A 17,536-nucleotide genomic window follows, 5' to 3' on the forward strand; every position below is an offset into this window, starting at 1 on the left:
GGGGGGCCTAGCCGACGCTCTTTTCATCCACCATCTTGCCGAACTGGTGGTGGACGGATAAAGCGTCGTTCACCCTACAACTACTGCGGCCGAAGTAGTTTGACGTTGAGCGCAGCGATACTCAGGAAGTCGAAAACAAGAAGGGCAGCCTAGGCTGCCCTTCCTGTTATTCGCTCGGATCAGAGCGAGCCCTGCTCCGCCAAGGCCACGGCCTTGAACATGGCCCGGCGCTTGTTGAGGGTTTCTTCCCATTCCAGCGCAGGCACCGAGTCGGCGACGATACCGGCGCCGGCCTGTACGTGAAGCTCACCGTCCTTGATCACCGCGGTGCGGATGGCGATGGCGGTGTCCATGTTGCCGTTCCAGGCGTAGTAGCCGACCGCGCCGCCGTAGACGCCGCGTTTGACCGGCTCCAGCTCGTCGATGATTTCCATAGCGCGAATCTTCGGTGCCCCCGACAGCGTGCCGGCCGGCAGGATGGCGCGCAGAGCGTCCATCGAGGTCAGGCCCTGTTTCAGCTCGCCGGTGACGTTGGAAACGATGTGCATGACGTTGGAATAGCGCTCGATGACCATCTTCTCGGTCAGCTTCACCGAACCGATTTCCGAGACCCGGCCAGTGTCGTTACGGCCCAGATCGATAAGCATCAGGTGCTCGGCGACTTCCTTGGCGTCGGCCAGCAGATCCTTTTCCAGCGCCAGGTCCTGCTCCTCGGTGGCGCCGCGCGGGCGGGTGCCGGCGATGGGCCGCACGGTGACCAGGTTGTCCTCGACGCGCACCAGCACTTCGGGCGACGAGCCAACGACATGGAAATCGCCGAAGTTGAAGAAGTACATGTACGGCGTCGGGTTGATGCAGCGCAGCGCGCGATACAGATCGATCGGCGCGGCCTTGAAAGGGATCGACATGCGCTGGGAAATCACCACCTGCATGCAATCGCCGGCCAGGATGTAATCCTTGATGGCATCCACCGAGCGCTCGTAATCCTCGCGGCTGAAGCTGGAACGGAACGCCGGCTCGGCGCCCGCAGGCTTGTTCAGGTCAACGCCCAGGCGCGGCGTGAACGGCTGACGCAGCTTGTGCAGGATGTCCTGCAGTTGCTGCTGACCACGGGCGAAGGCATCGGTCTCGGTCGGGTCGGCCAGCACGATGGCGTGCATCTTGCCGGCCAGGTTGTCGAACACCACCACGGCATCGGAGACGTTGAGCAGGATGTCCGGCGTGCCTAGCGCGTCGGGGTTCACCCCGGCAGCCAGCTTGGGCTCGACGTAACGCACGCTGTCGTAGGCGAAGTAACCGACCAGGCCGCCATTGAAGCGCGGCAAGCCGGCGATGGTCGGCACCCGGTATCGAGCCTTGAAATCCTCGACGAAGGCCAGCGGGTCGGCACATTCGAGGCGCTCGACTTCGACGCCGTCGGTGGTGATCACCACTTCGTGGCCGTGCACGCGCAGCACGGTGCGCGCTGGCAGGCCGATGATCGAGTAACGCCCCCATTTCTCACCGCCCTGCACCGATTCGAGCAGATAGGAATTGGGCGCGTCGGCGAGCTTCAGGTAGATCGACAGCGGGGTGTCGAAGTCGGCGATGGTTTCGCAGGCGAGCGGAATGCGGTTGTAGCCTTCGGCGGCCAAACGCAGGAATTCTTCGTGGATCATGATCAGCCTCGTGGCATGAGAAATCGGTCGGGTGCAAACGGGCCGCGCGCAGCGGCTGTGAATGTCAGGCGCGCCAGCGCCAACGGGCCAGAGCCTTGATGACTTTCATCCAGAGTTTGCAGGTGACCACCACGGGAGCATCTCGAAGAGGGGAAACAACGAGCGGCCAAGGTAGCGCAGCCGCTCGACGCAAGCAACCGATTGCCGTGAGTGCTTCGGTTGTAGATAACGTCTTCGGCCCTACAGCGCCGTCGCCAAAGCGGGTGTCCCAGCTAAGCAGTTCGCCGTTGCCAGCGTCAGGATCGGCATGGCTTGGTGCACTATTCTCCTCGTTCCTGGCAGCCGGCACCCCGGTCTGCCTGCACGACCTGTGGGAACGCGCCATGTGCGCGAATCGCGGGCATGGCCCGCCCCCACAATAGAAGAGTCTCTAGCCCGCCGTGGTGAACGACGCCTTACGCCTCGGTGGATCGAAAGATCGCGATCCGCTCTACAGCAGCTCAGCCAGGCTATCGACCACCAGCTGCGGCTCTTCCTCGGCTACCGGGCGGCCATGGTTGTAGCCGTAACTGACCGCCACGCAAGGCACGCCGGCCGCACGGGCGGCAAGCACGTCGCTGCGCGAATCACCGACGAACAGCGATTGCGACCGGCTGACGCCCGCCAGGCGCATCACCTGCAGCAAGGCAGCCGGGTCGGGCTTCTGCTGCGGCAGGGTATCGCCGCCGATGATCCAGCGGAAATAACCGCCCAGGCCGACCTGCTCCAGCAGCGGCGCGACGAAACGCTCCGGCTTGTTGGTGACCACCGCCAGTTCGACGGCGGCGGTGCTCAGGGCTTCGAGCAGTTCGTGCACGCCCGGATACAGGGTGATCAGTTCGTGGCAGTCGGCATAGATGTCGAGAAAGCGCGCCAGCGCTTCTTCGCTTTCAGCCTCGCCCACCGTCGCATGATCCAGACCTCCGGCCAGGGCGCGGCGCACCAGCACGCGAGCGCCATTGCCGACCCACTGGCGCACGCGTTCGACACCGGCAGGCTCACGGCCCAGCTCGACCAGCATGCGGTCGACGGCGGTGGCCAGATCCGGCACCGAGTCGACAAGGGTGCCGTCCAGGTCGAACATCACCAGGCGCGGCAACTCACCGGCGCACAGCGCGCGCAGCGGTTTCATCCACGCACCGGGGCCAGTTCGGCGCGCATGGCGTCGATCACCGCCTTGTAGTCCGGCTGGTTGAAGATCGCCGAGCCGGCGACGAAGGTATCGGCACCCGCTTCGGCGATCTCGCGGATGTTCTGCACGTTCACGCCGCCGTCGATTTCCAGGCGGATCTCGCGACCGCTGGCGTCGATCAGCGCGCGGGCTTCACGCAGCTTGTCGAGGGTGCCGGGGATGAACTTCTGCCCGCCGAAACCGGGGTTGACGCTCATCAGCAGGATCATGTCGACCTTGTCCATCACGTACTTGAGCACGTCCAGCGGGGTGGCCGGGTTGAACACCAGGCCGGCCTTGGCGCCGCCGTTCTTGATCAGCTGCAGGGAGCGGTCGACGTGCTCGCTGGCCTCCGGGTGGAAGGTGATGTAGGAGGCGCCGGCTTCGATGAAGTCGCCGATGATGCGATCCACCGGCTTGACCATCAGGTGCGCGTCGATGGGCGCGGTGATGCCGTACTTGCGCAGCGCCGAGCAGACCATCGGGCCGATGGTCAGGTTGGGCACGTAATGGTTGTCCATGACATCGAAATGCACGATGTCCGCCCCGGCGGCGAGTACGTTGTCCACTTCTTCACCCAGGCGGGCGAAGTCGGCGGAAAGGATCGACGGGGCGATGGCGAAGGGTTGCATGGCGCACCTCTGAGTGCTGGGTCACGGTGGCGCGCATTGTACTCGCTGAGCGAATGGCTGCCAGCGTGGCCGATGGTCGTACCGTTCTCTCCGGTGCCAGAAATAAAAGCTCGGCCTACTCCCGGGGCAGGCGGCCAGTAGCCTGCGGTTGAGCGAAGCGATACCCAGGGCGTTCCCCGATGTCGCTGCGCTCGGCCCGGGCTACCTGTCACATCTGCTATGTGGAAGTCGCCCTAGCGGCGAGCTTCCGGCATACGCCCAGCCAGTCGCGGCTAAAGCCCACTCCACAGCCTGTGCCTCAGATACCCAGGCAGAGGTACTTGATCTCCAGATACTCGTCCAACCCGTACTTGGAGCCCTCGCGGCCCAGGCCGGAGGCTTTCATGCCGCCGAACGGCGCCACTTCGTTGGAGATCAGCCCGGTGTTGATGCCGACCATGCCGTACTCCAGTGCCTCGGCCACCCGGAAGGTACGGGCCAGGTCGCGGGTGTAGAAGTAGCCGGCGAGGCCGAACTCGGTATCGTTGGCCTGGCGCACCACTTCGGCTTCGTTGCTGAAGCGGAACAGCGGCGCCAGCGGGCCGAAGGTTTCCTCGCGGGCCACGCGCATGGAGCTGGTCACGTCGGCCAGCACGGTGGGTGCGAAGAAATTGCCGCCCAGTGCCTGACCGCCCTGCAGCACCCTGGCGCCCTTCTCCAGCGCATCGGCAAGATGGCTCTGCACCTTGGCCACGGCGTTGGCGTCGATCAGCGGGCCGGTAGTCACGCCGGCCTCGGTGCCCGACCCGACCTTGAGCTTTGCCACCGCCGCCGCGAGCTTCTCGGCGAAGGCGTCGTACACACCGTCCTGCACGTAGAGGCGGTTGGCGCACACGCAGGTCTGACCGGCGTTGCGGTACTTGGCGACCATGGCGCCCTCTACTGCGGCGTCCAGATCGGCATCGTCGAAGACGATGAACGGCGCGTTGCCGCCCAGTTCCAGGGACAGTTTTTTCAGGGTCGGCGCGCACTGCTCCATCAGTTTGATGCCGACACCGGTGGAGCCGGTGAACGACAGCTTGCGCACGATGGGGTTGGCGCACAGCTCACCGCCCACTTCCCGGGAGCGCTCGGCATCGGCCGGCAGCACACTGAACAGGCCGGCCGGAATGCCGGCGCGTTCGGCCAGTACGGCCAGAGCCAGGGCGCTGAACGGCGTCTGCGGCGCTGGCTTCAGGACCATGGCACAGCCGGCGGCGAGGGCTGGGCCGGCCTTGCGAGTGATCATCGCCGCCGGAAAATTCCACGGGGTGATCGCCGCGGCCACGCCGATCGGCTCCTTGGTGACGATCAGCCGCTTGTCGGCCTGATGGCCCGGGATGGTGTCGCCATAGACACGCTTGCCTTCCTCGGCGAACCATTCGATGAACGAAGCCGCGTAGAGCACTTCGCCCCGCGCTTCGGCCAGGGGCTTGCCCTGCTCGGCGGTCATGATCTGCGCCAGGTCGTCCTGGTTGGCGAGCATCAGCTCGTACCAGGTGCGCAGGCGCGCGGCGCGCTCCTTGGCGGTCAGCGCGCGCCAGACCGGCTGCGCCGCCTGGGCGGCCGCGATGGCGCGGCGAGTTTCGTAGGCGCCCAGGTTGGGCACCCGGCCCAGGGATTGGCCGTTGGCCGGATTGAAGATTTCCGTGGTGCTGCCATCGGCTGCATCGCACCACTTGCCGTCGATATAGGCCTGGTGACGCAGCAGGTCGGGATCGTTGAGTTGCATAGGTCACTCCTCCAGCCGGGGCGTTGGCGCCCCGGCGGTACTGATGGGGTTGAAAGCGGTCACTCTGCCGGCGGCAGGTCCTTGCTAAAGGTCTGGTCGTTCTCACCACGGAAGAAGCGGGTGCCGTAGATCAGCACGCACAGACCCAGGCCGATGGCGAACGCCCAGGCGGCGCCCTTGATCGCCAGTACCGCGCCGATCACCCCGGCGATACCCAGGTCACGCTGGCTGCGCGCTTCCATGATGCCCAGGCGCACGCTGACGTAGCCCTGGATCAGCAGGGTCAGCGCCAGCGCCACGCCGAGGATCGGCTGCACCAGGGTGACCACCGGCAACAGCAGCAGGCCGGTGTTGGTGCCCCAGCGGAACGAACCGACGCCGCCGTAGATGGACTTCATCGCCTTGGGGCCGCCCTTGAAGCGCTCGGTGATCACCACCTGCATGGCCGCCCACTGCGGCCCGCACATGGCCACGTCCGGGCCGAACACACTCATGAAGGCATTGCGCCCGCCAAAGATCAGGTGCGAGCGGTTGGGGTTGAAATCGATCTTCTCGTCGGTGCGCACCTTGCCGCCTTCCTCGAGGATCGCCTTGTTGCTGAGTACATCGCCGAATACCACCAGGTAGGCGGCCAGTACCGTGGGCAGCGCGGTGAGGAACATCATCAAGGGCGGCATGCCGAGGCCGAACACGGTGTACTCGTGCCACAGGGTGACGAAGTCCGGCTTGCTGATGCCCCACTCGATGCTCGGCCAAGGCGCTTCGCCAAAGATCGGCGCGACGATCACCGCCAGGAGGATGATCGGGAAAATGCCCAGCTTGGCGAAATTCCACCAGAAGCGGCTGCGCTTCTTCAGTTCCTGGAAATGCAGGGAGAACACCAGATAGAAGGCCACGCCGATAGCGATGGAAATGGTCCAGGGAAAGGCGTCGAAGCGCCCACCTTCCTTGAACACGGTGACCACCGCACTGAGACCGGCGCCCATGATGATCCCCGCCTTGAGCGCCGAAGGCACCAGCGACACCACCTTGCGCGCCATGCCGGTCATGCCCAGGCCGATGGAAAATACCCCCAGCATCAGCTGGAAGGCAATCAGCGCATGCACCCGCTCAGGGCCCTCCGGGAACTGGGCGCAATAGGCCATGAGCATGGGGATGGCCGGGGTGATCCAGCCCGGCACCACCGGGTCGCCGAGCAGGTGGTGCACCAGGTACAGCAGGCCGTTGAGCATGACCACCGCCAGCGCCACCTCGAAGGGCATGCCGAGGAACTCGGTCATCAGCGGAATCGCCGCCAGGTCCACCGCACACATGAGCAGGCCCTGCATGTAGTCGGAAAGTTCGAAGCGGTAGTGGATGAAGGGCAGGCGCAGCTTGAATGGCCCCAGGGGCGTGTAAGGCGCTTCGGGGCCTTGTTGATGCAGTTCGGACATATGGATTACCAGTGTTATTAGTATCGGTCGTAAACCAGCACGCCCCGACGGAATCGGGGCGCTTTCATCAGGTGCAGCAGGTGATTCAGTAAGCGGCGCGGTAGATCTGCTCGATGTCGCCGGCGGTCAGGCGCCGCGGGTTGTTGCGCATCAGGCGGTCGATCTTGCTGGCCTCCTCGGCCATGGCCGGAATGGCGTCCTCGGGCACGTTGAAACTGCGCATGCCCTTGGGAATGTCGACACTGGCGCACAGCTCGGCCATGGCCTCGACGGCCAGGTCGGCGGCGGCCTTGTCACTCAGACCATGGGTCTGCACGCCCAGGGCGGCGGCGATCTCGGCCATGCGTTCGACGCAAGCCAGCTTGTTCCAGGCCATCACGTAGGGCAGCAGCAAGGCGTTGCTGACCCCATGGGCGATGTTAAAGCGCCCACCTAGCGGGTAAGCGAGCGCGTGCACGGCACCGACACCGGCGTTGCCGAAGGCCATGCCGGCCATCAGGCTGGCGGTCGCCATGTCTTCGCGTGCCTTGAGGTCGGCCGGGTTGGCGTAGGCCTTGGGCAGGGCCTTGGCGATCAGCCTGATGGCGCCGATAGCCAGGGCGTCGGTGATCGGCGAGGCATGCACCGACAGGTAGGACTCCACCGCGTGCACCAGGGCATCGACGCCGCTTGCGGCGGTCACGCTGCGCGGGCACGTCAGGGTCATTACCGGGCTGACCAGGGCTACGTCAGGCAGCAGGTGGTCGCTGACGATGCCCTTCTTCAATTGCGCCTTCTTGTCCGACAGGATCGACACGTTGGTCACTTCCGAGCCGGTGCCGGCGGTGGTCGGGATGGCGATCAGCGGCGGGCCCTTGCGTTTGACCTGATCAACGCCGAACAGCTCTTCCAGCGCGCCGTCATGACCAACGTAACCGGCCACTGCCTTGGCGATGTCGATGGCGCTGCCACCGCCGACGCCGATCAGGCCATCGTGGCCGCCGTCGCGGTAAACCTTGGCGCAGGCTTCGACAATGGCGATCTCCGGCTCCGGCTCCACGCCGTCGAAGATGCCGTAGGCGCGCTCGCCGAGCTGCTCGAGCACGTGGTCCACGGTGCCCGACTTGATCAGGATGGCGTCGGTGACGATCAGCGGGTTGGTGACATTCAGGCGGGGCAGTTCGCTGGCCAGCTGCTCGACGGCGCCCTGGCCGGTGAGCAACTTGTTGGCGATCTTGAAGGCGGAGGTAGTCATCATCAGGCCCTTTTATGCGTTGTCTTGCGGGACGGGTTCGGGCCTGTCATAGCGATTCCTGTGCCAGTCTGGCGAAACCCTCGTGGTAGACGGGTTGCGTCGATCTGTCACAGGTTAGCGGCACTGGCGTGCGATCAGGAAATGGATCAAGGGCCTGCCATTTGATCCATTTCCCAATCAGCCTTGTTCCCAGCGCTTCATCTTCTGTACCAGCGTCGCCTGGCTCAGGCCGAGCACCTTGGCTGCCTCGCGGGTGGTCTTGTGCTGCACCAGCGCCTTGCGGATCAGCCGCCGCTCGAGCTGCTCCACCTGCTTGCGCAGCGGCAGGCTTTCATTGCCCGCATCCACCGCAGACAGGCGCATCTCCTCGGGCAGGTCGAACAGCTCCACGGCCTCGCCGCTACAGGTGACCACCAGGCGCTCGACCAGGTTGATCAGCTCGCGGATATTACCGGGCCAGGCGTAGTCGGTGAGCGCATCCAGCGCTTCCAGCCCCCAGGTCAGCTCGCGCCCGTAGCGAACGTTGAATTCGGCCAGGTAGAAATCGAGCAGCGGCTGGATTTCCTCCGGCCGCTCGCGCAGCGCGGGAATATGGATCGGCACGACGTTGAGGCGGTAATAGAGGTCGGCGCGAAAGCGCCCCTCGGCGACCATCTGGCGCAGGTCATGGTGAGTGGCGGTGATGATGCGCACGTCCACTTCCTTGAGCTCCAGGCCGCCCACCGGGATGAAGCGGCTCTCCTCGATCACCTTGAGCAGCTTGACCTGCAGGGCCAGCGGTAGGTCGCCGATCTCGTCGAGAAACACCGTGACCTGATGGGCCAGCTCGAGCAGACCGCGCTTGCCCTTGCTGCCGGCGCCGGTGAAGGCACCCGCCACATAGCCGAACAGCTCGGCCTCGATCAGGTTCTCCGGCAGCGCGCCGCAGTTGAGTGCCAGGAACGGCTGAGCCGCGCGCGGGCTGCGCTTGTGGATGTACTGGGCGATCAGCGTCTTGCCGACGCCGGTTTCGCCTTGCAGCAGCACTTTGACGTCGCTGGCGGCCACCTGCCGGGCCTGGGCGAACAGGCGCCCGGAAGCCGGCAGGTTGGCCACCGGCGAGGCTTCGAGCAAATCGTCACGCTGGCCGGCGTGCAGCTTCGCGGTGCTGTTGCGCAACTGCTTGAGCTGCTGCAGTTCATCACGTTCGTGCTTGATGCGCAGCAGTTCGGTCATGTCGCGCACCGTGCTGACCACATAACGCACGCGGCCGGCCGTATCGAGAATCGGCGTGCCGCTGACCAGCAGGCGCTTGCCCTGGCTGACACTCTGCATCAGCGACAGCGCCCTGCCCTCCTTGAGCACTCGCAGCGACACCGACTGAGAGATTACGCCCCTCTCCACCAGCGCCTGCATGTGCTGGCCGACCACATCCTCGCTGCGCAGGCCAGTCAGCCGTTCGTAGGCGCCGTTGACCTTGAGGGTGATGCCGTCGGCGTCGGTGATGTAGACGCCGTCGTGCAGCGCGTCGAGCAACTCGCGAAAACTGGGGTCGTCGAAATCCATCGGGCTTTCCAGGTACGGGCGGAGGACCTGGCAGTGTACTCGCAGACGACGACAGGCATGACAACCAGCCAGGGCGCGAGCGAAAACGACGGCGTAAAAAAACCGTCGCAACCCGAAGGGCTGCGGCGGCTACGGCTACGCCGCGAAAACGCTTATTCGCCGACCTGAGTGCGCATCTTTTCGCTGCGCCCGCGCAGCCATTCCAGGGTCAGCAGCAGCAGGATCGAGAAGCCGATCAACAGGGTCGCCGCGGCGGCGATGGTCGGGCTGAGGTTCTCGCGGATACCGCTGAACATCTGCCGTGGCAGGGTGACCTGCTCGGGGCCGGCGAGGAACAGGGTGACCACCACTTCATCGAACGACGTGGCGAAGGCGAACAGCGCGCCGGAGATTACGCCCGGTGCGATCAGCGGCAGGGTCACCCGGCGGAACGCGGTGATCGGCGAGGCACCAAGGCTGGCCGCCGCACGCACCAGGTTGTAGTTGAAGCCCTGCAGGGTCGCCGACACGGTGATGATCACGAAGGGCACGCCCAGTACCGCGTGCACCACGATCAGCGACAGGTAGCCGTTGGCCAGGCCCAGCGGTGCGAAGAACAGGTAGCTGGCAACGCCGACGATGACCACCGGCACCACCATGGGCGAGATCAGCAGGCTCATCACCAGCGCCTTGCCGCGAAACTCCGAGCGGGTCAGGCCGATCGCAGCCAGGGTGCCGAGAATCATCGCCAGCACGGTCGCCGCCGGGGCGATGATCATGCTGTTTTTGAGGGCGCGCATCCAGCCGGCCGAGCCGAAGAAGTCCTCGTACCAGCGCATCGAGAACCCTTGCATCGGGTAGATCAGAAAGGTGCCGGAGTTGAACGACAGCGGCACGATGACCAGGATCGGCAGCACCAGGAACAACAGCACCAGGCCGCAGAGCAGGCGCAGACCGTAGTACCAGGCGCGCTCAACAGGAGACATGTAGGGGCTCAGCATTTTCTATTCTCCATTCCATAAGCAGGTCGCTGAAAAACTACCTGCGTTGCCGCTACTTCGTTGAACCTTCCTCGAAATGCTCATGTACAAAAGTACACTCCGCTTTCTCGTCTCGTTCGCCTCGTAGCGGCTGCCTCGCTAACGTTTTTCAATCGACTGCTAACCCAGACGCAACCGACCCGCACCCACCAACCAGCTGTACACCACGTAGAGCAGCAGCGTGGCGACCAGCAGCAAGCCGCCCAGCGCGGTGGCCATGCCCCAGTTGATGGTGGTGTTGGTGTAGAAGGCGACGAAGTAGCTGACCATCTGGTCGCTCGGGCTGCCGAGCAGCGCAGGCGTGATGTAGTAGCCGATGGACAGGATGAACACCAGCAGGCAGCCCGCGCCGACACCGGCCAGGGTCTGCGGGAAGTACACCCGCCAGAAGCTGGCGAACGGGTGACAGCCCAGAGAAATCGCGGCGCGCATGTAGGTCGGCGAAATGCCCTTCATGACGCTGTAGATCGGCAGGATCATGAACGGCAGCATGATGTGCACCATGGAGATGTACACCCCGGCGCGGTTGAACACCAGCTCCAGCGGCTGGTCGATCAGCCCCAGCTTGATCAGCGCCGAGTTGATCAGCCCGCCGGACTGCAACAGCACGATCCAGGCCGCCACGCGCACCAGGATCGAGGTCCAGAACGGCAGCAGCACCATGATCATCAGCAGGTTGCCCTGGCGGGTCGGCAGGTTGGCCAAGAGATAGGCAAGCGGATAGGCCAGCGCCAGGCAGATGGCGGTGATCACCGCGCCCATCCAGAAGGTGCGGGCGAAGATGTCGAGATAAATGGCCTGGTCCGGGGTGGTCTTGACCACGGCGCCGGAGTCGTCGATGCGATGGTCCAGAGCAGCGAGCAGGTAATAGGACGTCCAGGAACTGCTGTTACGGCGAATCACCTGCCAGTAGGCGGGGTCGCCCCAACGCTCGTCGAAGGACTCCAGCGCATCCTTGTAGGAAGCAGGCTCGGCTTCGAACGGCAGCGAGCGGCCGGTCTTGGCCAGCAGGCTGCGGTAGCCGGCCAGCTCCATGTTCAGGCGCTTGGACAGGTCGCCCAGCTTCTGCTGTTCGCGGGCGTCGGCCAGGTCCAGCGCCAGTGCCTTGTAGACGGGTTCTTCGGGCAGGCCGCGGCCGTCCCAGCCGTCGATGGCTTCGACGGTGCGCGGCAGCGAGCCGACCACGTCCGGGTTATCCACGCTGCGGTTGAGCAGCGCCACGATCGGCACCAGAAAGGTGAACACGAGAAACAGCACCAACGGCAGGATCAGGGCCTGGGATTTCAGGCGATTCATCCGCTCGGCGCGCGCCAGCCGCTGCTTGAGCGTAGGGCCGGCGACCTCGGCATTGGGCACTGCTAGGGCCATGGGGATAACTCCGGTGAAGCCAGTAAGAATTCGGGGGTAAAGCCGGAGCGCCGATACGCCAGCGCTCCGTGAAGCGAAGGGGCAAGGCGCTCACGCCCTGCCCCGCTGCGCGCCGTTACTTGGCGGCCCAGGCGTTGAAACGCTGCTCCAGCACTTCGCCGAAGTCGGCCCAGAAGGTCACGTCCATGGCCACCTGATTGGCGATGTTCTGCGGTGCGGTCGGCAGGTCGGCGGCGACCTTGGCGTCGAGCAGGTCGACGGCTTTCGGATTCACCGGGCCGTAGGCGATGTTTTCCGAGTAGGTCTTCTGGTTTTCCGGCTGCAGGGTGTAGGCGATGAATTTCATGGCCTCGTCCTTGTTCTTGGCGCCCTTCGGGATGGCCCAGGCGTCGAAGTCGTAGATGCCACCGTCCCATACCACTTTCAGGCTGCTGCCCTCTTTCTGGGTGGCGGCGATGCGGCCGTTGTAGGCCGAGCTCATGACCACGTCACCCGAGGCGAGGTACTGCGGCGGCTGGGCGCCGGCTTCCCACCACTGGATGTAAGGCTTGAGCTCGTCGAGTTTCTTGAACGCGCGCTCTTGGCCGTCCTTGCTCGCCAGCACCTTGTAGACGTCTTTCGGCGCGACGCCGTCGGCCATCAGGGCGAATTCGAGGGTGTACTTGGCGCCCTTGCGCAGGCCCCGCTTGCCCGGGAATTTCTTCACGTCCCAGAAATCCGCCCAGCTGGTCGGTGCGGTGCTCAGTTTGTCGGCGTTGTAGGCCATGACGGTCGACCAGACGAAGAAGCCGACGCCGCACATCGAGGCAGCGCCCGGCACCAGGGCCTTCTTGTCACCGACTACCGCGTAGTCGATCTCTTCGAACAGGTCTTCGTCGCAACCACGGGCCAGCTCGGGGGATTCGACCTCGACCAGGTCCCAGGACACGCTGTTGGTGTCGACCATGGCTTTGACCTTGGCCATCTCGCCGTTGTACTCGCCGGCGATGATCTTGCCGTTACCGGCCGCTTCCCACGGCTGGTAGTAGGCCTTGACCTGGGCGTCCTTGTTGGCGCCACCGAAGTTGATGACGGTGAGGTCTGCAGCGTGAACCTGTGCAGCGCAGACCAGGCCCAGTGTCAGCGCGGAAAGGGAGAATATCTTCGACATTTTTATGTTGGCTCCAAGTGCTGTGGTAATGCGCAAAACGCCGATCATTCCGCCGACAGCGGATCGAGGGCGCGAACGTGCTCGACCTGCCAGCCGAGCGGGATCACATCACCGACCGCGAGCGCAGGATCGAGCTCGGCAATCGGCTGTTTGACGAAGAAGTCGGTCTTGCCACAGACCTCCAGGCGCACACGCACGTGGTCGCCCAGGTAGATGAATTCCGATACACGGCCGGAGAAGCGGTTATCGCAGCCCTCGGCCGCAGCGTTCAGGCGGATGCGCTCGGGGCGGATCGACAGGCTGACGGCGTCGCCGGGCTGGCCGACGTTGACCGCCAGCGCCTGAACCTTCTCGCCCCGGCCCAGTTGCACGGTGCAGGTGTCGCCCGTGCGCTCGACCAGCTCGCCGGCGAAGCGGTTGTTCTCGCCGATGAACTGCGCCACGAAGGTGTTGCGCGGCGACTCGTAGAGCTCGCGCGGCGGGGCGATCTGCTGGATTTCGCCCTGGTGGAACACGGCGACGCGGTCGGACATGGTCAGCGCTTCGCTCTGGTCGTGGGTCACGTACACCACCGTCACGCCCAGGCGCTGGTGGATGTGCTTGATCTCCATCTGCATGTGCTCACGCAGCTGCTTGTCGAGCGCACCGAGGGGCTCGTCCATCAGCACCAGCTGCGGCTCGAACACCAGCGCACGGGCCAGGGCCACACGCTGCTGCTGGCCGCCGGAGAGCTGTGCGGGATAGCGACCGGCGAAGGCGTCCAACTGCACCATGGACAGGGAGCGCTTGACCTTCTCGCCGACGTCGGCCTTGCTCATGCCGCGCACGCTGAGCGGGAAGGCCAGGTTTTCGGCCACCGTCATGTGCGGGAACAAGGCGTAGTTCTGGAACACCATGCCGATGTCGCGCTTGTGCGGCGGCACGTTGTTCAGGCGCTTGCCGGCCAGGGTGATCTCACCGGCGGTGGGCGTCTCGAAGCCGGCCAGCATCATCAGGCTGGTGGTCTTGCCGGAGCCGGACGGCCCGAGCAGGGTCAGGAACTCGCCCTTGCGAATATCCAGATTGAGATCTTTGACGATCAGGTTCTCGCCGTCGTAGCTCTTTTGCACGCCACGAAAGCTGACCAGGATGTCGCTCGAAGAAGTGTCGCCCATCACCGCACCTGCCTGTTGTTCTACCGTGCCCCAAGACTAGAACTGGCGTTTGAAGCTGGAAATCGGGCGTGCTGACACTTTGCTATAAGGCAGGCGGAAAGACGCTTGTAGGGCAATCCCTACAGCGATGTCGCGATTGGATAAGTACCGGCGTGACAGTGATGGTGCCATGCGGCGCCGCGCCGCAGAGCATGTCGCGGATGGATATGCGGCGCGCTCAGACCAACTTGTGCTCGACCGCGTAGCGCACCAGATCCGCCACCGAATGCAGGTTGAGCTTCTGCATCAGACGGGCCTTGTGGGTGCTGATGGTCTTGCTGCTGAGCGCCAGGTGGGCGGCGATCTCGTTGACGCCCTCGCCCTGCACCAGACGCTCGAACACCGAAAACTCCCGCTCCGACAGCAGCGCATGGGGCGGTCGGGAGTCGGTCAGGCCGACCTCGAAGACCATGCGGTCGGCCAGCTCGGGGTCGATGTAGCGCCCGCCGCCGGCGACCTTTCGGATTGCGGTGAGCAGCAGTGCCGGGTCGCTGTCCTTGGTGGCATAACCCGCCGCACCGATCTTCAGGGCGCGGGCGGCCATCTGCGCCTCGTCGTGCATCGACAGCACCAGAATTGCCGGTGCCTGGCTCAACGCACGAATCCGCGGAATCGCCTCCAGGCCGTTGACGCCGGGCATGGAGATATCCAGCAGCACCACTTCGCACGGCGTGTGCCGCAGGGTTTCCAGCAACTGCTCGCCATTGCTCGCTTCGCCGACCACTTGCAGGTCACGGGCCATGCCGATCAACTGCTTGATGCCCTCGCGGACGATGGTGTGGTCTTCGGCCACCAGTACTCGGATCACGCGCTCAACCTCCTATTCATCGGCTGCACACTCGCTCAGCGGCACCCTGACTAGCAACAGAGTACCTTCGCCGGGCCGGCTGTCGAGGCTCAATTGCCCGCCGAGCATCAGCACCCGTTCGCGCATGCCCACCAAGCCGAAGGAGTCGGCGCGTATGGCGGCCGGATCGAAGCCGCGACCGTCGTCGCTGATCGACAGGCGCAGGCTGTCGCCCAGCAGTTCCAGGCGCACCGTCACCGTGTGCGCCTGGGCATGGCGCATGACGTTGGTCAGCGATTCCTGAAGGATGCGGAACAGCCCGGTAGCCTTGGCGTCGCTCAGCGGCGGCACGTGCTCGGGCACTTCGACCAGACACGGGATCTGCGTGCGCGCTTCGAAACGCCGCGCCTGCCATTCGATGGCCGAGGCGATGCCGGCGTCGAGAATCGGCGGGCGCAAGGCAGTGGCCACGTCGCGCACCAGCTGGAACAGGTTGGCGATCAGCTTTTTCATGTTGTCCAGGCGCTCGCGCAGGCCGGGGTCGAGGTCGGCGAACCCCAACTCGCACATCGAGGTTTCCAGCTTGAGCACGGTGAGCACCTGGCCGAGTTCGTCGTGCACCTCGCGGGCGATTCGCGCCTTTTCCTCTTCGCGCACGCTTTCCAGGTGCGCGGACAGATCGCGCAGGCGCACCTGGGATTCGGCCAGCGCCAGCTCGTTGCGCTTGTTGTCGCTGATGTCCCAGACCACGCCGTCCCAGATCACCCGGCCGTCGGCCAGGCGCCGGGCCATGGCTTTGATGTCGACCCAGCGCGACTCGCCGGTGTGGGTGAGCATGCGCCCCTGCCAGTGCCAGTCGCTGTCGCTGTCGAAGGCCTGTTCCTGGACGCGATGGTAATCGGCCTTGTCGTCCGGGTGCACCAGGCTGCGCAGGCCGTGATCGGGGGCCAGGAGGGTGGACGCCCGATAGCCGACCAGGCTCTCGCTGCCCTCGCCGATAAAGGCGAACAGCGCCGGATCCCCCGGTCGCGCGCGCTCCAGGCGAAACACCACGCCGGGCACGTTGGAGGCGATACCCTGCAGGCGCGCCTCGCTCTCCTGCAAGGCAGCTAGGGCGCGGCGACGCTCGGTGACATCGGTGATGAACACCACCAGGTACTCGGTATCGCGGTACTGCAGAAAGCTCAACGACACGTCCACCGGCAGGCGGCTGCCGTCGGCGCGCAGGCATTCGGTCTCGAAACTCGGCGGTCGCTCGTCGCCCCTGCGCGCCAGACGCCACAGGTTGAGCCAGCGGTCCATGCTCATCCCCGGTTCGAAATCGCTGAGCGGACGATCCACCAGGCCGCCACTGCGATAACCGAGCATGGTTTCGGCGGCGTGGTTGGCGTAGCGCACGTGGCTGTCCCAGTTGACCCAGAGGATGCCCACCGTGCTGTTGTCGATGGAGAACTGCGACAGGCGCAGGGCATCGCGGGCGATCTCGCGCAGCTCGACCTCATGGCGCGCGGCAAGCAGGCGAAACTCCAGGGTGTCACGCTGGCGCCGCAGCCACAGCGCCAGCAGCAGCGCAAACACCAACAGCAGACCGAGCAGCAGGCTGATGCCACGCCAGAAGCTCGACGAGCTTTCCTGCTGCAGGTAGCTCGGCGGCAACCAGCGGTTGTGCAGATCATCGAGCTCCCGCGCCGAGACGCTGCGCAGGGCCACGTCGACGATCGCCGACAGCTCAGGCAGATCACGCCGGGTGGCTATCCGCAGCAACTGCGGAAAGCCGATATCGCCAACGATGGCCAGGCCGAGAAACTCCGGCTCCCGGGCCAGGCGCCCCAGCTGGGCTTCGTCGAGCACCGCATAGCTGGCCTGCTGGTTGAGCACCCGCTGCAGCGCCTGGCGCGGTGAGTTGGTGACGTCCAGCTTGAGTTTCGGGTAGCTGCTGCGCAGGTAGTCGAGCACCGCGTCGGAAACCTTCAGGGCAACCGGTGAGCGGGCGTCGAGCTGCTCGAGGTCGACCGCGCCGCCGCTGTCGCGTTCGCCGATCAGCAGATGGGATACACGCAGAAACGGGTCGGAAAACACCCAATATTTCAGCCCGGCCGGCGTCTGGCTGAGGCCCGCAGCCAGGTCGAGCTGGTCGTTACGCAGCGCCTGCTCCAACTCCTCAGTCGTCTGGAAGGTGCGCCATCGCACCTGTACGCCCATCAGCGCGGCCAGGGTAGTGACGACCTCCACATTGGCGCCGGTCAGGCGATGCAGGCGGCGGTCGAGCTGGGCATAGGGTGGCTGCAGCACCACGCCGGCGCGCAGTACAGGATGGTCGGCAAGCCAGCGTTGCTGCGTCGTATCGAAGATCGCCGCCGGCGCCGCTGGTGGCTGATCGGCCCACAGCGCCGTGGGCAGGCTCACTATCAATAGAAACAGCCAACGGTGGATCATGCACAGGCACCGGAAAGATTGAGAGGCCGCCGGGCGAGAGGACCGGGGCAGACGCTGCCATTAAGCACCATCAGAATCTGACAAATCCACGACAAGTGATTAGGCTGGCCGCATTCCCCTT

General features: G+C 64.9%; 13 protein-coding genes. All 13 read right to left on the reverse strand.

Going from position 1 to position 17,536, the window contains the following annotated elements; all coding sequences use genetic code 11:
* Window positions 1-179: 179 nt before the first annotated feature.
* Window positions 180-1,658, reverse strand: coding sequence for an anthranilate synthase component I (gene trpE, locus BVH01_RS21120; RefSeq protein WP_075932214.1), 1,479 nt, complete (start codon window positions 1,656-1,658; stop codon window positions 180-182).
* 490 nt (window positions 1,659-2,148) lie between these two features.
* A complete protein-coding gene (locus BVH01_RS21125; protein WP_075932215.1) occupies window positions 2,149-2,829 on the reverse strand; it encodes a phosphoglycolate phosphatase in 681 nt (226 codons plus the stop codon).
* Window positions 2,826-3,500 carry a ribulose-phosphate 3-epimerase gene (gene rpe, locus BVH01_RS21130; RefSeq protein WP_075932216.1) on the reverse strand — a complete coding sequence of 225 codons (675 nt, stop codon included), beginning with the start codon at window positions 3,498-3,500 and terminating at the stop codon, window positions 2,826-2,828. The genes BVH01_RS21125 and rpe overlap by 4 nt, the downstream gene beginning before the upstream one ends.
* 298 nt (window positions 3,501-3,798) lie before the next feature.
* Window positions 3,799-5,250 (reverse strand): NADP-dependent succinate-semialdehyde dehydrogenase, encoded by a 1,452-nt coding sequence (gabD, locus tag BVH01_RS21135; RefSeq protein WP_075932217.1) that lies wholly within the window; start codon window positions 5,248-5,250, stop codon window positions 3,799-3,801.
* A 59-nt stretch (window positions 5,251-5,309) separates the two neighbouring features.
* Entirely contained in the window at window positions 5,310-6,683 is a 1,374-nt protein-coding gene (locus tag BVH01_RS21140) for a hypothetical protein (RefSeq protein ID WP_075932218.1), read from the reverse strand.
* Between the two features lie 85 nt (window positions 6,684-6,768).
* A complete protein-coding gene (locus BVH01_RS21145) occupies window positions 6,769-7,917 on the reverse strand; it encodes an iron-containing alcohol dehydrogenase (protein ID WP_075932608.1) in 1,149 nt (382 codons plus the stop codon).
* A 177-nt stretch (window positions 7,918-8,094) separates the two neighbouring features.
* Window positions 8,095-9,462, reverse strand: a complete 1,368-nt coding sequence (locus BVH01_RS21150; RefSeq protein WP_075932219.1) for a sigma-54-dependent Fis family transcriptional regulator — start codon at window positions 9,460-9,462, stop codon at window positions 8,095-8,097.
* A 152-nt stretch (window positions 9,463-9,614) separates the two neighbouring features.
* Window positions 9,615-10,442 (reverse strand): ABC transporter permease, encoded by an 828-nt coding sequence (locus tag BVH01_RS21155; RefSeq protein WP_075932220.1) that lies wholly within the window; start codon window positions 10,440-10,442, stop codon window positions 9,615-9,617.
* 159 nt (window positions 10,443-10,601) lie between these two features.
* Window positions 10,602-11,849: an ABC transporter permease gene (locus BVH01_RS21160; protein ID WP_075932221.1), complete on the reverse strand. Its 1,248-nt coding sequence runs from the start codon at window positions 11,847-11,849 to the stop codon at window positions 10,602-10,604.
* Between the two features lie 115 nt (window positions 11,850-11,964).
* Window positions 11,965-12,999 carry an ABC transporter substrate-binding protein gene (locus BVH01_RS21165; RefSeq protein ID WP_075932222.1) on the reverse strand — a complete coding sequence of 345 codons (1,035 nt, stop codon included), beginning with the start codon at window positions 12,997-12,999 and terminating at the stop codon, window positions 11,965-11,967.
* Window positions 13,000-13,043: 44 nt separating this feature from the next.
* Window positions 13,044-14,153 (reverse strand): ABC transporter ATP-binding protein, encoded by a 1,110-nt coding sequence (locus BVH01_RS21170; protein WP_075932223.1) that lies wholly within the window; start codon window positions 14,151-14,153, stop codon window positions 13,044-13,046.
* Window positions 14,154-14,370: 217 nt separating this feature from the next.
* The gene (locus BVH01_RS21175) at window positions 14,371-15,000 is read right to left on the reverse strand and encodes a response regulator transcription factor (RefSeq protein ID WP_075932224.1); all 630 of its coding nucleotides are present in this window, start codon (window positions 14,998-15,000) and stop codon (window positions 14,371-14,373) included.
* Window positions 15,001-15,012: 12 nt separating this feature from the next.
* A complete protein-coding gene (locus tag BVH01_RS21180) occupies window positions 15,013-17,415 on the reverse strand; it encodes a PAS domain S-box protein (protein ID WP_075932225.1) in 2,403 nt (800 codons plus the stop codon).
* Between the last annotated feature and the right edge of the window lie 121 nt (window positions 17,416-17,536).

The organism is Pseudomonas sp. PA1(2017) (assembly GCF_001945375.1).
Taxonomy (GTDB): domain Bacteria; phylum Pseudomonadota; class Gammaproteobacteria; order Pseudomonadales; family Pseudomonadaceae; genus Aquipseudomonas.